Source organism: Opitutus terrae PB90-1, from assembly GCF_000019965.1.
GTDB lineage: Bacteria > Verrucomicrobiota > Verrucomicrobiia > Opitutales > Opitutaceae > Opitutus > Opitutus terrae.
Genome location: NC_010571.1, coordinates 1,982,945 through 1,996,317, shown reverse-complemented (window position 1 = coordinate 1,996,317; position 13,373 = coordinate 1,982,945). Strand labels below are relative to the sequence as shown.

Genomic DNA, 13,373 nt, shown 5'->3' with positions numbered 1-13,373 from the left:
CCACCGCTCGCGCCCGCTAGAACTTGAACGTCCCGCACTGCGCCGACTGGCGCATCCAGTGGTCAACCAGTACCAGCGCGGTCATGGCTTCGACGATCGGTACCGCCCGCGGAAGCACACACGGATCATGACGACCGCGCGCGGCCAGTTCGGTGTCCGCGCCGTGCACGTCCACGGTTTGTTGCGGCTGCAGGATCGTCGCGGTCGGCTTGAACGCCACGCGGAACACGATCTCCGCGCCGTTGCTGATCCCGCCCTGCACGCCGCCCGAATGATTCGTCGTGGTCGTCACCCGGCCGTCGCGCATCACGAACGGGTCGTTGTGCTCCGAACCTTTCAGCCGGGTGCCCGCAAACCCGCTGCCGATCTCAAAGCCCTTGGTCGCCGGCAGCGACAGCATTGCCTTGCCCAGATCGGCTTCGAGCCGGTCAAACACCGGTTCACCCAATCCGGCCGGCACGCCACGCACGCGGCACTCGATCACGCCGCCGACCGAGTCGCCCTGGCTGCGCACCGCTTTGATTCGTTCGATCATCGCCGCCGCGGTCGCTGCATGCGGACAACGGATCGGCGTGGCTTCCACCTCCTCGCGCGACGGAAACGCCGTGAGCGCCGGCACACAGATATCCTGAATCTGCGTCACGAACGCCCGGATCTCGATCCCTCCCGCCAATCGCAAAATCTTTTGCGCGATCGCCCCTGCAGCCACGCGTCCGATCGTCTCGCGGGCTGAGCTCCGGCCGCCGCCGCGGTGATCGCGAATCCCAAACTTGGCCTGATACGTGTAGTCGGCGTGCGAGGGTCGGAATTTTTCCCGCATCTCCGCATAAGCTTCCGGCCGCTGGTCCGCATTGCGCACCATCATCGTCAGCGGCGTGCCCGTGGTTTTTCCTTCGAATAGCCCGGAGAGGATCTCGACTCGATCCTCCTCCTTCCGCGGCGTGACGATGTCGCTCTGGCCCGGCCGACGGCGGTCCAGTTCGGTCTGAATCTCCTCTACGCTCAGCGGCAGGTTTGGCGGGCAACCGTCGACCACTACGCCCACGCTGGCCCCATGGCTTTCGCCCCAAGTTGTCACCGTGAACAGTTTTCCGAAGCTGTTGGGCATAGGTTTTGCGGTGCAAACCTTGAGCGGAATTGTCCCCGGGTGAAAGCCTAGGTTTTCATTTGGCCAAAACCTAAGGCAACATTGCCGCCGAAAGCGCGTCACAGCACATCGCCGTTTACATCACGGGTTCTTTCGCCTCTGATTTGTGTTCCTGTAGCCGGCCGCTTTACTCCACCGTTCTTCCTGCATGAGCCTGCGCTTCTTTCGTTTCGCCCTCGTCTTGTCGCTAGGTGCCTTCGCGTTTTCCCTCCATGCGCAGCAGCCGGAACCCGCCGCCGGCCCTGCGGCGGCCGAGGAGATGGTCGGTCCGATCAAGCTGCCGGATGCCGACATCGACACGGTCCTCGGGCTGCTCGAAATCTACACGGGGCGCAGCATCCTGCGTCCGCAACAACTCCCGACCGCCACCTACCGGGTGGTGATCGACCGAAAGGTCACCAAGTCCGAAGCGATCATGGCGTTGGAGACGGCCCTGTCGCTCAACCAGATCGGCGTTGCCCCACTCGGCGACAAATTCCTGAAAGTCGTCGCGCTCTCCCAGGTGAAAACGGAGGCGCCCGAAATGATCGAGGGCTCCACGCTGGGGTTGGCGCCAAGTGGTCGCGTGGCCACGAAGCTGTTCCAGCTCGATTTTCTGCGCGTCAACGAGTTCGTGCCGCAAATCACGCCGCTGCTCACCCCCGGCGTCGCCAACGGCGTGGTGCCGCTCGACAAGGCCAACGCCGCGCTGATCACCGACACCGTGAGCAACCTGCAGCGGATCGAGATGCTCCTGCAGCAACTCGACAAACCCAGCATGGCCGGGCTCACGCCGAAGTTTTACCAGCTCAACTTCACCAAGGCCAGCGACCTGGTCACAAAGCTCCGCGGCATGTTCCAGGGCCCGCTGCAAAACCAGCTCGGCAGCTCCATCAGCTACAACGCCGACGATCGCACCAACCAGGTCATCCTGCTCTCGGATCCACGGCAGCACCCGCTCTTCGACGAGCTGATCGCGAAGCTCGATGTCCGCGCCGAGCCGAACACGCGCAACGAGGTCATCTACCTGAAGCACGCCTCTGCGAAGGATGTCGCGCCGCTGCTCAGCCAGCTGGTCTCCGGCCAAAACACCGCCGCACAGAAAGCCGCCGGCACCAGCGGCTCCGTGCGCGCGCCCGTTCCTCAGCCCAATCAGCCGAACCAGGCCGCCACACCTGACGCCGCGGTGGCGCTCGCGGGTGCGACGGTGGATACCAATGAATTCAGCAGCTACATCACGATCCTGCCCGACGAGCGCAGCAACTCGATCGTGGTCTCGGGCACCGTCGACGACATCCGGTTGATTCGCGACTTGGTCGAGAAGGTGGACATCCTCCTTGCCCAAGTGCGGATCGAGGTGATCATCGCCGAGGTCACGCTGGATGACTCCAACAAAACGGGCCTCAGCGCGCTGAACCTCACCGTCGCCACGCCCCAAGGCAGCTCGCAGGGCACGCACATCACGAATTTCGCCGGCAAAGTCGCCGGCTGGGACATCTCGCAGGGCGTGGTCAACCCGCTCGCGTTCCAAGCCGCGCTCGGCGACGCGGGTACACGCAGCAACGTGAAAATCCTTTCGGCTCCCACGATTGTCACGACGCACAACAAGGAGGCGCAGATCCTCGTCGGCGAATCGCTGCCGATCATCACCGGCATCTACACCACCGCGGTGGGCTCGACCACGCCCACGGAACCCGGCTTCGCGCAGAACCAGCAGGTGACCTACAAGGACATCGCCATTGACCTCAAGGTCACGCCGCTCATCGGCGACGACGGCAGCATCCAGCTAAAGATCGACCAAAAGGTCGACGACGTGGTCCGCACCATCTCCATCAACAACAGCGACCAACCGGTCATCGGCCGGCGGCAGGCGACCTCGTTCATCAACGTGAGCGACGGCCAGATCGTCGTGCTCGGCGGTTTACAGCGAACCGCAAACACCCGCGGCCGGAACAAGCTCGGATTCCTCGTGGAGATTCCGATCCTCAGCCACTTGTTCGGCGCCCGGACCAATTCCGTGCGACGCACGGAACTGCTGCTCTTCATCCGCCCGCACGTGATCGCGCCGGACGCGGGCACCGCGGATGCGACGAACACCATCAATTCGCTCTCGAACAAGGAGCAGATCAACCAGTACCTCAGCGATCCCTCGAAGCAGCCGAAGGAAAAGCTGATCGAGAAACTGAAGTAACGGCGACGTTCGTTCGCCGTCTGTGCTCCCATGCCCGCGCTGTCCACGGATCTCCTGCCCTCCTCGCTGACCGCCCAGCTCAGCGAATCCCAACGCCAGGCCGTCGCCGAGGCGCCGCGCGACAAACGGCTGACTGTTCTGGCGGGCGCGTTGAACCTGCCGGAACCCGCGGCGCTCTCCGCGCTGGCGTCCGCCTCCGGACTCGATGTCGCCAGCAATCTCGAGGCCGACCCCGCCTCCCGCGGATTGCTGCCCGCGCGGCTGGTGCACGACTTTCAGATCATCCCGATCAAGTTCGGTGCCGAGAGTCCAGAGTCCAGAGCTGAGAGCCCGAGCCTCGATGATTCTGGCTCTCAGCTCTCAGCTCTGGACTCTCAGCATCCCCTTCACCTCGCCACCTCGTGGCTGCCGGACGACGTCATGGTCGACTGGCTGCGCACGTTCACGCCGCGCCGTCCGGTGTGGCACCTCGCCGTGCCCGAGCGAGTCCGCCAGCTGATCATCGAGAACTACGGCGTGGGCTCCGGCTCGCTCGAGGACGGCGACGACGGCTACGTCGCGCCCGAGGTCGTGCAACAGGCCGAGGAAGTCGTCGACGAGGAGGCCGCGGTGGTGCGCTTCGTCAGCGACGTGATTGCGCAGGCGGTCGAGGACCAGGCGACCGACATTCACTTCGAGCCACAGGAAGGCCAGCTCCGGATCCGCTACCGCGTCGATGGGTTGCTCGTGCCGGTGCCCGTGCCGGAGAACCTGCTGCGGTTTCAGGACGCGATCATCTCGCGCCTGAAGATCATGGCGCGGCTCAACATTTCCGAGCGCCGGCTGCCCCAGGATGGCCGCATCAATTTCCGCGCCGAGAACACCGTCCTCGACATCCGCGTCTCCACGATTCCGACCATCTACGCCGAGTCCGTCTCGCTCCGTCTGCTCAACCAGAAGAAGGAGGCCTACTCGATGGACCGACTGGGGATGAGCGCCGAGGAGCAGGCGCAGATCTCGCAGGTGCTCGATTACCCGCACGGGATCATCCTCGTCACCGGTCCCACCGGCTCCGGCAAGAGCACTTCGCTCAACGCGTTTCTCCGGAAGATCAACTCCACCGACCTGCGGATCATCACGATCGAAGACCCGATCGAGTATGAGGTGCCCGGCGTGAACCAGATGCAGGTCCGGCCGGAGATCGGGCTGACCTTCGCCGATGCGCTCCGCCACGTGCTCCGTCAGGACCCCGACGTGATCATGGTCGGCGAAATCCGCGACAAGGACACCGCCGAGATCGCGATTCGCGCTTCGCTCACGGGCCACTTGGTTTTCTCGACACTGCACACGAACGACGCGCCCGGCGCGATCACGCGGCTCGTCGACATGGGCATCGAGCCGTTCCTCGTTGCGTCAGCTATCGAGCTGGTGATCGCACAACGACTCGTCCGCCGGCTTTGCCCCGTGTGCTCACGCGACGAGCCCGCAAACAAGATCAAGCTGCGTGAAAGCCTCTCGATCCTCGGCTGTCCAGCCGAGGAGGCCGACACGGTCGAGGCGCTCAAGGCGCCGGTCGGCTGTGACCGTTGCCGCGGCACCGGCTACCGCGGTCGGATCGGGTTGTTCGAGATTTTCCGGCTCAACGACGAGATGCACGAGCTGGTGTTGAAGCGCGAAAGCACCCGTACGCTGGACGAATGCGCGCGCCGTCACGGTATGCGCACGCTTGGCCAGAGCGGCTGGGAAAAGGTGAAGGCCGGCTACACCACGCTCGACGAGGTCCTGCGCGTCGTCACGGTCGCCGAGAAATAGTTCGGCCTTATCCTTACAGGAGGCCGCAGAGGAAGCAGAGAAAGGCAATGCACCCGCTCTTTCCCAAGGCGTCGAAGCGCACGGAAACAATAATCGGCGCGGCGATTGAAGTGCATCGAGACAAAGGGGCAGGCTTGATCGAATCGATTTATGAATGGTGTCTGCTGCGCGAGCTCGACCTACGTCGCCTTACGGCGACAAACCAGAAAGCCGTCCGGATCGCCTACAAGGGTTTCACGAAAGACGAACCGTTACGGTTCGACGTGTTGGTCGAAGACTGTGTCTTGGCGGAAGCCAAATCCGTTGAGAAGATTCTTCCGATGCACAAGGCACAGCTTTTAAGCTATATGAAGCTACTGAACATCCCTCTTGGCCTGCTGATCAATTTCAACGTCAGCAAGCTGACCGACGGGATCTCATGGCTCATCCTTCCAGGCGCGGATTCGTAGACCAAGCATCCTATGTCTCTGCTTCCTCTGCGCTCTCCTGTGAAAACAGAATCGGTTTCAGACCTCTCCTTTTACAGGCCGCCGATGGATACGTGAAACTCCGTTGATTATGCCCCGCTTCACCTATACCGCACGCGACCGCTCAGGGCAGACCGTGTCCGACGCGGTCGAGGCGCCCAGCCGCCGCGATGCCCTCCGGCTGCTCGCCGCGCGCGGGTTGCACGTCATCAGCGCCAGCGACGCATCGCCCGCGCCCGTCAACGGCCGCGGTCGTTCCGCCAACGGCGCAGCCACGCCCTCGCCGCGGTTGGAGCGCCGCCGCAACGTCGCCCGCGCCCAGCGACTGCCGTTTCTCGAATCGCTCCACGATCTCACGACCAGCGGCATGTCCGCGGGCGAAGCCGTGCGGCTGCTCTCGACCCGCATCAAGGAGCCCGCGCTGCGCGCGCTCTGCTCGGCGCTGTGGGAACGGCTGAGCGAAGGCGCACCGCTCTCGCGGGCGATGTCGGACTTCCCCGCCGTGTTCGACGCCGCCACGGTCAACCTCATCCAGGCGGGCGAGGCCACGGGCTCGCTCAACGAGACGCTCGACCGGCTGATCACCCACCTGAACGAGCAGCGCGAGCTGCGCCGGCAGCTGGTCGCCGCGCTGGCGTACCCGATCTTCATGGTCGTCGTCGCGACCGGCGTGATCCTGTTTTTCCTGTTCTTCCTGCTGCCGCGATTGCAGGTCCTGCTGACGTCACTCGGCGGGGAGCTGCCGATGTCCACGAAACTGCTCGTGGGGCTCGCCCAATTCGCCCTGCACTACGGGTTGTTCGTTGCTCTCGGACTCGTGCTCGGCGCCATCGCTTTCTGGCGCTGGCGGCACACCGAGCCAGGCCGCCAGGCGACGGACGCATGGCTGCTCAAGCTGCCGGTGGTCGGCCCGTTCGTGGTGTCGCAGACCGTGCTCGCGTTCAGCCAGACGCTCGGCGTGCTGCTCGCCAACGGCATCACCGCCGCCGAAGCGCTGCGGATGACGGAGCGGCAGATCGCGAACCGCGTGCACCGGCGCGCCTTCGACGAGGCCACCGCACGCGTGCTCGAGGGCGAGGCGCTGTCGCTCGCCCTCGGCCGCACGGGGTGCTTCCCCGATCTCGTGCTCGACCGGCTCGCGGTCGGTGAGAACACCGGCAATGTAGTGCCCAGCCTGCGCGACATCGCGCGGAGTTATCAGAAGATCGTTTCGAACCAGCTCAACCTGTTCACCAAGGTGATCGCCAGCGGCGTGCTGCTGCTGGTGTTCGTGCTCGTCGGCTTCATCGCGTTCGCGATCGTCAGCGCCGTGTTCAAGGTCAGCGGCAGCTTCAAGCTGGGCTGATGCTCGTCGTCCGGTGTACGCGCTCGAAACGGAAATGCCCTCGTCGCCAGGCAACGAGGGCATCGGACGCCAAATGGGCGGTCAGCCGCCGAGAGATGGGGCTTATTGATACACGACCAGCTGATTGGTGACGTCCTGTCCGTCGCGCTGCAGCACGGCCTGATTCGTCTGACGCACCAACGTGGTGCCGCCTGAATCGCTGCCGGCCGTGAAAGCGAGTTGTGTCATTCCGCTCACCTGCACGGGCTGGCCGTTGTTCTGCGCGAGGTCGCCACCCGTGATCCGGACGTTCGTCGCGGTGCCGAGCAGGATGACCGGCTTGGCGTTGTCGAACGCAGAGATGTCACCGATAAACACCGGCCCGTCGAACGTCACGCCGGGCGCGTAGACTCCGGTCCACCCAGCGGACGCGAAGTAGGTGGCATTGGACGTGCGCACGCCGCCGAACCGGCCGTTCGTGCTCGAGATCGCAATGAACGCGATATCCGCGATGCCATCATACGCCGTGCTGCCGTGGCCCTGGAACAGCGAGCTGCCGTTGTTCGCGGGGTTGTTGGTCGTCGAGTTCGGCGCTTGGAGAATATTGTAGGCGCCGGTCGGATCGAACGCGGTGGCGCGACCGACGGTGAATACGGACACGTTGGTGTTCTCGTTGGCGCCAGTGATCACGATGCCCGCATGGCCCTTCATGTAGTTGACGGCCTGGTTGTAGTTCACCGGCGCTGCTGGACCCGAAGAGCCGCTCAACACCAGCGACAAAGTCCCCGGCCCGCTGAACTCCACCTGCACGATATCATTGTCGGTATCGATGTAGGAAGTGCGTGTGACCTGACCGGTATCGGCCGTGATCGTCTCCGCAACGCCGATCAGCAACACCTGGTCGAAGATGTTTCCGTTCGGATGCACGATATTGACGGGTTGCAGCTCCTGGCCATCGCCGACGACCTTGCTCGTCGTGGCCACGCCGACCATCGCCGCCTGGCTCGTGGCCGAACCTGCCGAATTCGTCGCGACGGCCGCGTAGAGTCCGGCGTTCGCCGGTTGCAGGTTCGCGAGCATCAGCGAGGCGCTCGTTCCGCCCGCGACATCGGCACCATTGCGCCGCCATTGCAGCGTCGGCGCGGGCGAGCCCGACGTGGCGACGGTGAGGGTGACGTTCGCACCGACATTGCCACTCTGATTTTGCGGTTGAGTCGTGATTGCGGGCGCCGAAGCCGCCGCGCCGGTGACGTTGATCGTGAAGGTGTAGACCGGCGTCGTGTTGCCGGTCGGCGTGTCCCGTGCGCTGAGATTGATGTTGTAGCTGCCGGCTGTGGTGGCGGTACCGGAGAGGAGCAGCTGCGCGGCGTTGATCGTGCCGGACGTGGCGCCGCCGTTGAAGGACAGGCCTGGCGGCACCGAACCGCTCACCGTCCACGTTTCCGGCTCCGACAGCGTGCCGGTGATCGCGAATCCGACGGACACGGTGGTGCCGACTGCGACCGAGAGCGGACTCGCCTGTGACGTCGACAACGCGGTGGCGCCGGCCAGCGAGTGCACGGTCCCGAGAGTCGCGGCCGCGGCGACGGAGGATTTGAGGAGCGCGCCGATCGGCGTGGACAGCACGAACTCCTCGGTCGCGACGAGCACGCGCACGACTGGGGCACGTTGCAGCAGGGCGATGAGAGCAGCAGTGGGCAGGTTGATCCATTGGAGCCTGCGCTTGAACGCGGGAGACACTTTCATGGGGAGAAGGGAAATTTCCGGGCCTGGGCGCACCACGCGCCCGTCGAGGACGCAGAGTCTGCGTGACGAGGCTGCGGAAGAAAGCGGCTGACCGTAACAGGGCTGTTACCGGCCGGCGCTGAATGCGCTCTCGCGGTCGCGCGGCTGATTCCGCCGAGGCGGAGCGCCTTGCCTCGAGGCGCTGCTCGCCGACCGGAAACGCGGAAGCGCAACGGGCGATGCGCGCCAGCGGCCTAGAACCTCACCGTGAGCTGCAGCGCAGCGAGGTGCCCGAGTTCGCGCGCTTCACCTTCCAGCTGTTCCACGCTGTATTGTAGTTTTAGCTGCGCGTGGGCGGAGAGTCGGTAGCTCGGCCCGATATCCAGCCGCCGGGTGTTCGTGCCCCAGCGCGTGGACGGGAGCGCCGGGCCACTCATTCGGCCGTAAAGTTGCTCGTTCCAGCGCACCGCGCCCGCCCATTGCGGGGTGAACTTGTATTTCGCCTCGACGTAATAGGAAAACACCTCGGCATTGCCCACCGTCGGAATCGTGAACCGCACCTGGAAAAATTCCGCCCAGAGCTGGAAATGGTGCCAGGCGAAACCGAGATCCTGCGCGAGCATCTCCTCCCGGTAGTCGCCGAGCTTGCGGCCGGGCGCCAGCGTCGGCGTGGCGTCATCCTGCAGATAGGTGCCGCGGCTCGCGGAAACGCCGAACGACCACATCGCATTCGGCCGGAAGCCCACGCGCGCCGCCACGCTCGGATGCCGGAACTCGAACGCATCGTAATCCCACAAGCGCGGCCGCGATGAAACCGCCGCGTCCTTCAACTCGGCCGCAAACGACAGCCGCCCCCGCTCGCCCGCCACCGCGACGCCCGTCACGTAGACGGGGCCCCAGAGCAGTGGCAGCCGCAGCGGTTTGTCCCGCGCAGGAGCCCCGGCCGGCAGTCGCGGGCGGACATGCGCCCAGCCCAGCAATTCTTCGGCTGATCGCGCCGCGGCTGCATCCCAGATCCCGGTGAGTTGCTCGTAGGCGAGCGGCGCGGTCACGAAAGGATTGTCCCACGATCCGTGGCGGCCGACCCAGTTGCCGACGATCGTCGCAAACTTGCCCACCTGCATGTTGAAGCGCACGTCAGGCCACGGAATCACCCGTACGGCATATTCATCGAGCCGGCCGCGCAATCGCCGGCGTCCCGGATCGAATCCGCGATCGGTGCGATGCTGCACGAAGGCGTAAACGTGCTCGCCCCATTGCGCATCGAGAAACGTGGTGAGCCGCGGACTGAAAAGCGCCTCGCCCGGCGAGCCGATCAGCCCGGACGCCGGTTGCGAAAACTCGAATCCCTCGAGATCGAGTGTGCCACTGATTCGCGCCCGCGCATAGCCGTCCGCGGAGCTGAACTCCAGCGCCTCGCCGAGCCGGTCGAACCACGCGTCGGAGGCCCGCACCGGCGCGCTGGCGCTCAGTAGCAGGCAGATTCCGAGCGGCGCGTACCGCCCCGAGAGGCAAGCCGCTCGCGCCGCGCGCGCCCGCCACGGCGCGCCGGAGCGGCTGGAGGGCGGGCTGAAGCGAGCTCGAGGCATGAATCTCCTCTAGAGTCGCGTCGGTTCGAGTCGAGCCAGACGGAAGCTGACCTGAAACTCGGTCCAGCCCGCTTCCGACCGCAACAGCCGCAGGTCGCCACCATGCAGCCGCGCCAGTTCCCGCGCCAGGTTCAATCCGAGCCCGTAGCCGGGCACGTTCTCTCCCACTGCGCCGCGATGAAAACGTTCGAAGATGTGCTCTTGCGCGGCGGGCAGGATCGTCTTGCCGGTGTTGCCCACGACCAGGAAGACCGCGCCCGTTTCGGCGCGGGTGGTGATGCGCACGCGGCCGCCCGGCTCGTTATACTTCCGCGCATTTTCGAGCAGGTTCTGAAGGATCAGTGAAAGATAGCGCTTTTCGCCCTCGACCATGAGATCCGGCGGGTAGTCGCTCTCCACCGTCAGATCGAGGTCGTCGCTCTGGGCGCTAAGATCATCGAGCGCGGCCTCGATCATCTGGCTCAGGTTCACCGGCCCAAAGTCGATCTTCAACCGGCCGGCGTCCATGCGCGAAAGCAACAGCAAGTCCTCGATCACGCCCGAGAGCCGGTAGGTTTGATGAATCAGCGTGGAAATCTCATGGCACTCCTCCGCCGTGAGATTCTCCCGGGCCAGCAACTCCTCGAGTCCGGCGCGCAACACCGTGACGGGCGTTTTCAACTGGTGCGATGCGTCCGCGGAGAAACGCGCCGCCCGCTGCAGCTCCTCGTGGGTTAGCTCGAGCGCCGCCTCGGCTTTCTCCCGCTGCGCGCGATTTTGAGCGGAGTCCACTACCAACGCCTCGACCGGCCGCGCGAACCGGCGCGCGAGCAGGTGACTCGCGCCAAAACCGGCCAGCAGCAGCGCAGCCGCCACGGCGACGATTCGCCAGAGCGATTCGCGCTGGCGCCGCTGAAGTTCTTCGAGCGGATAAACGCAGACTTCATAGGCCGGCGCGTAAGCGGAACCTGGATTCAGCTGCTTGTAAAAGAGCAGATGCGGCGCGCCCGCGGTCACGGTGGCCAGACTGCGCGGCGGGCCGCCGGCCGCGACGGCGCGCGCCACCTCGGCCGCCAGTTCCGCCGGTCCGGCCGCGGCCGGCCGATCGAGGTGCAGCCGACCGTTGAGCCACAACCCGCGCTTGATGCCGCTGCCAAGTGCCTCGTCAGCAAACGCGATCCGCTTGAATCCCAGCACCAGCGCGGCGAGCACCTCGCCGGTTTCGTTCGAGACGATCGGCAGCCCGATCACTTCCGCGAGATCATCATGCCCGACGGCGGTCTCCCGCAGCAAATAGCCCAGCTGCTGCCGCTCGGGCGCGGCGGGGAGCGACAGTTGCGCTTCCTCCCTGGGCGTCAGCATGCCCACGTCACGGGCGTTCGGCGGGGGAATCGGCGCGCCATGCCGGTCGAGAAACCGATAAAACTCCGCGTGCAGCCCGTACCGGCCCGAATCGTCCGCGCTCGCCATGATGTCGCGCAGTTCGTCCCGGGCGCTCGGATAGAGCAGATCCAGCGCGTTGTCCTCGAACGCGGCGTGGATGCGCGGCCGGCGCACCAGCAATCGACATCGCTCAGCCAGGGCGGCGTCGCGCAACTGCTGCACGTTGTGCAGCGCCGCGAGCTGCGCCTGGAAATCGCGCTGCAACTCCAGTTCGAACGCGCCCGCGACGCTGCGCTGGGTGAAGTAGAGCGTCACGCCGGTCACCGTCACGATCACCACCATCAGCGCCGCAAACAACTTGGCGCGAAAGCGGGCCACCCCGGCCGGCTGCGGCTCTCGCGTCGCGATCACGGGAAGTCGATCCGCAGGACCGCGCCGTCGGTCAGCTCCACCGGTTTCTCCAGCGTCGTTTTGCTGTTCACCCACGCCTTCAGCACGTAGCGGCCCGCCGGCAGCCCGCCCAGCCGGAAGTCGCCCGTGGCCTCCGTCACCACGAAGTGCGGCGTATCCAGCACGAGGATGATGCCCCGCATGTGTTCATGGATGTCGCAGCGCAGCGTGACCAGGCCGGGCACGTCGAAAACCTGCGACGGCACCGGGCGCTCGTCCGGCCGGTAGCGGCCGAGATCGAAGCGCTTCGGCGCCGAGTAGGAGAAGATGTTGTGGTAGATGTCGTCGAGATTGGGGAACTCCACCCGCGTGCCGACCTGGATCGGGAGCAGCGAGGGCACGAACGCGAGGTCTTTCTGCGGCAGCTGCACCACGCGCGGCTCGGTGGCCGGCGGGAACGCGCCCTCGAGGTAAACCACCGCGAGCGGCGGATTCGTCGACACCACGCCGCCGCGGCTCACGATCTCGTAGCGCTGGTTGATGACCGGCCGCCGCGGCGAGTCCGGCAACGCTACCCGCCCCTCGATCACCACGTCGGCGCGGAGCGCGCCCGCCAGAAGGCACAGCGCCACGCCCACCGCACGCCAGGTTGCCGTGCTCATGCCACGGGCCCCCGGATGGTGTAGCCGATCGAACGGAGGGTGTGAATCAGCGGAGCGTTGAAACCGGAGTCCACCTTCTTGCGCAGTCGCGCGATGAAGATTTCGACCGTGCGCGTGTCGTACTGATGATCGCGTTGCCAGACCCGTTCGCACAGTTCCGTGCGGGAAAACACGCGACCCGGCTCCTGCATCAGCACCTGCAGGACGTCGAATTCGCGGGGCGAGAGTGCCACCGGCCGCGCGGCACGGCTCACGCGGCGGTGCTGCACGTCCATCTGCAGATCGGCCACCTTAAGAAAATCCGCCGCCGTGGGAGTAGCCCCGCGCCGGCCCAGCGCCTCGATGCGCGCGACGAGCTCATCGAGGGAAAAGGGTTTCGGCAGATAGTCGTCGGCGCCCGCCTTGAGGCCCTTGACGCGGTGTTCCACTTCGCTGCGCGCCGTCAGGATCAGCACGCGGGCCGGCGAATTGGCTTCGCGCAGCCGCGCGAGTACCGCCAAGCCATCGACGCCCGGCAGGTTCAGATCGAGCACGACCAAATCGGGTGGGTCGCGCAGCACGGACTGCAGGCCCTTTTCGCCGTCGAGCTCCGCGCTCGCAACGTGGCCGTGCCGCGTGAGCGCGCGCACGATGTGCCGCGCCAGTTGGGCTTCATCCTCAATGACGAGAATACGCATGGTGGAAACGGGACAGCGCCATCGCAGCGGAGCAGCGCCGGGGGAACGAAAGACAGATATGCGCCGGGG

Annotated in this window: 10 protein-coding genes; 4 read left to right on the top strand and 6 right to left on the bottom strand. The window is 65.5% G+C overall.

Features of this window, described 5'->3' with window-relative positions:
• Window positions 1-16 precede the first annotated feature (16 nt).
• The gene (gene aroC / locus OTER_RS08225) at window positions 17-1,108 is read right to left on the bottom strand and encodes a chorismate synthase (protein ID WP_012374444.1); all 1,092 of its coding nucleotides are present in this window, start codon (window positions 1,106-1,108) and stop codon (window positions 17-19) included.
• Window positions 1,109-1,295: 187 nt separating this feature from the next.
• Between aroC and OTER_RS08220 the strand changes: the two genes are divergently transcribed.
• From OTER_RS08220 to OTER_RS08205, 4 genes are all read left to right on the top strand, one after another.
• On the top strand, window positions 1,296-3,317 hold the full coding sequence (locus OTER_RS08220; protein ID WP_012374443.1) for a secretin N-terminal domain-containing protein: 2,022 nt from the start codon (window positions 1,296-1,298) through the stop codon (window positions 3,315-3,317).
• Between the two features lie 30 nt (window positions 3,318-3,347).
• Complete coding sequence (locus OTER_RS08215) at window positions 3,348-5,108, top strand: GspE/PulE family protein (RefSeq protein WP_012374442.1); 1,761 nt, start codon at window positions 3,348-3,350, stop codon at window positions 5,106-5,108.
• Between the two features lie 47 nt (window positions 5,109-5,155).
• Window positions 5,156-5,557: a GxxExxY protein gene (locus OTER_RS08210; RefSeq protein WP_012374441.1), complete on the top strand. Its 402-nt coding sequence runs from the start codon at window positions 5,156-5,158 to the stop codon at window positions 5,555-5,557.
• A 109-nt stretch (window positions 5,558-5,666) separates the two neighbouring features.
• Window positions 5,667-6,920 (top strand): type II secretion system F family protein, encoded by a 1,254-nt coding sequence (locus OTER_RS08205; RefSeq protein ID WP_012374440.1) that lies wholly within the window; start codon window positions 5,667-5,669, stop codon window positions 6,918-6,920.
• Between the two features lie 102 nt (window positions 6,921-7,022).
• Here OTER_RS08205 and OTER_RS08200 read toward each other — a convergent pair whose 3' ends face one another.
• The 5 genes from OTER_RS08200 to OTER_RS08180 all read right to left on the bottom strand — a co-directional run bounded on the left by OTER_RS08200 (window position 7,023) and on the right by OTER_RS08180 (window position 13,304).
• A complete protein-coding gene (locus OTER_RS08200) occupies window positions 7,023-8,645 on the bottom strand; it encodes an immunoglobulin domain-containing protein (RefSeq protein WP_012374439.1) in 1,623 nt (540 codons plus the stop codon).
• A gap of 233 nt (window positions 8,646-8,878) precedes the next feature.
• Window positions 8,879-10,213 carry a hypothetical protein gene (locus tag OTER_RS08195; protein WP_012374438.1) on the bottom strand — a complete coding sequence of 445 codons (1,335 nt, stop codon included), beginning with the start codon at window positions 10,211-10,213 and terminating at the stop codon, window positions 8,879-8,881.
• Between the two features lie 9 nt (window positions 10,214-10,222).
• Window positions 10,223-11,986 carry a sensor histidine kinase gene (locus tag OTER_RS23900; RefSeq protein ID WP_012374437.1) on the bottom strand — a complete coding sequence of 588 codons (1,764 nt, stop codon included), beginning with the start codon at window positions 11,984-11,986 and terminating at the stop codon, window positions 10,223-10,225.
• Complete coding sequence (locus tag OTER_RS08185; RefSeq protein ID WP_012374436.1) at window positions 11,983-12,627, bottom strand: carboxypeptidase regulatory-like domain-containing protein; 645 nt, start codon at window positions 12,625-12,627, stop codon at window positions 11,983-11,985. Before OTER_RS08185 ends, OTER_RS23900 begins: the two co-directional genes overlap by 4 nt.
• Window positions 12,624-13,304 carry a response regulator transcription factor gene (locus OTER_RS08180; RefSeq protein WP_012374435.1) on the bottom strand — a complete coding sequence of 227 codons (681 nt, stop codon included), beginning with the start codon at window positions 13,302-13,304 and terminating at the stop codon, window positions 12,624-12,626. Before OTER_RS08180 ends, OTER_RS08185 begins: the two co-directional genes overlap by 4 nt.
• Window positions 13,305-13,373: the final 69 nt, after the last annotated feature.

Excerpts from the sequence above, each read along its gene's own strand:
- OTER_RS08220 (WP_012374443.1), top strand. The coding sequence starts at position 1,296 with ATGAGCCTGCGCTTCTTTCGTTTCGCCCTCGTCTTGTCGCTAGGTGCC.
- OTER_RS08180 (WP_012374435.1), bottom strand. The coding sequence starts at position 13,304 with ATGCGTATTCTCGTCATTGAGGATGAAGCCCAACTGGCGCGGCACATC.
- OTER_RS08210 (WP_012374441.1), top strand. The coding sequence starts at position 5,156 with ATGCACCCGCTCTTTCCCAAGGCGTCGAAGCGCACGGAAACAATAATC.
- OTER_RS08200 (WP_012374439.1), bottom strand. The coding sequence starts at position 8,645 with ATGAAAGTGTCTCCCGCGTTCAAGCGCAGGCTCCAATGGATCAACCTG.
- OTER_RS08185 (WP_012374436.1), bottom strand. The coding sequence starts at position 12,627 with ATGAGCACGGCAACCTGGCGTGCGGTGGGCGTGGCGCTGTGCCTTCTG.
- OTER_RS08215 (WP_012374442.1), top strand. The coding sequence starts at position 3,348 with ATGCCCGCGCTGTCCACGGATCTCCTGCCCTCCTCGCTGACCGCCCAG.
- aroC (WP_012374444.1), bottom strand. The coding sequence starts at position 1,108 with ATGCCCAACAGCTTCGGAAAACTGTTCACGGTGACAACTTGGGGCGAA.
- OTER_RS08205 (WP_012374440.1), top strand. The coding sequence starts at position 5,667 with ATGCCCCGCTTCACCTATACCGCACGCGACCGCTCAGGGCAGACCGTG.
- OTER_RS08195 (WP_012374438.1), bottom strand. The coding sequence starts at position 10,213 with ATGCCTCGAGCTCGCTTCAGCCCGCCCTCCAGCCGCTCCGGCGCGCCG.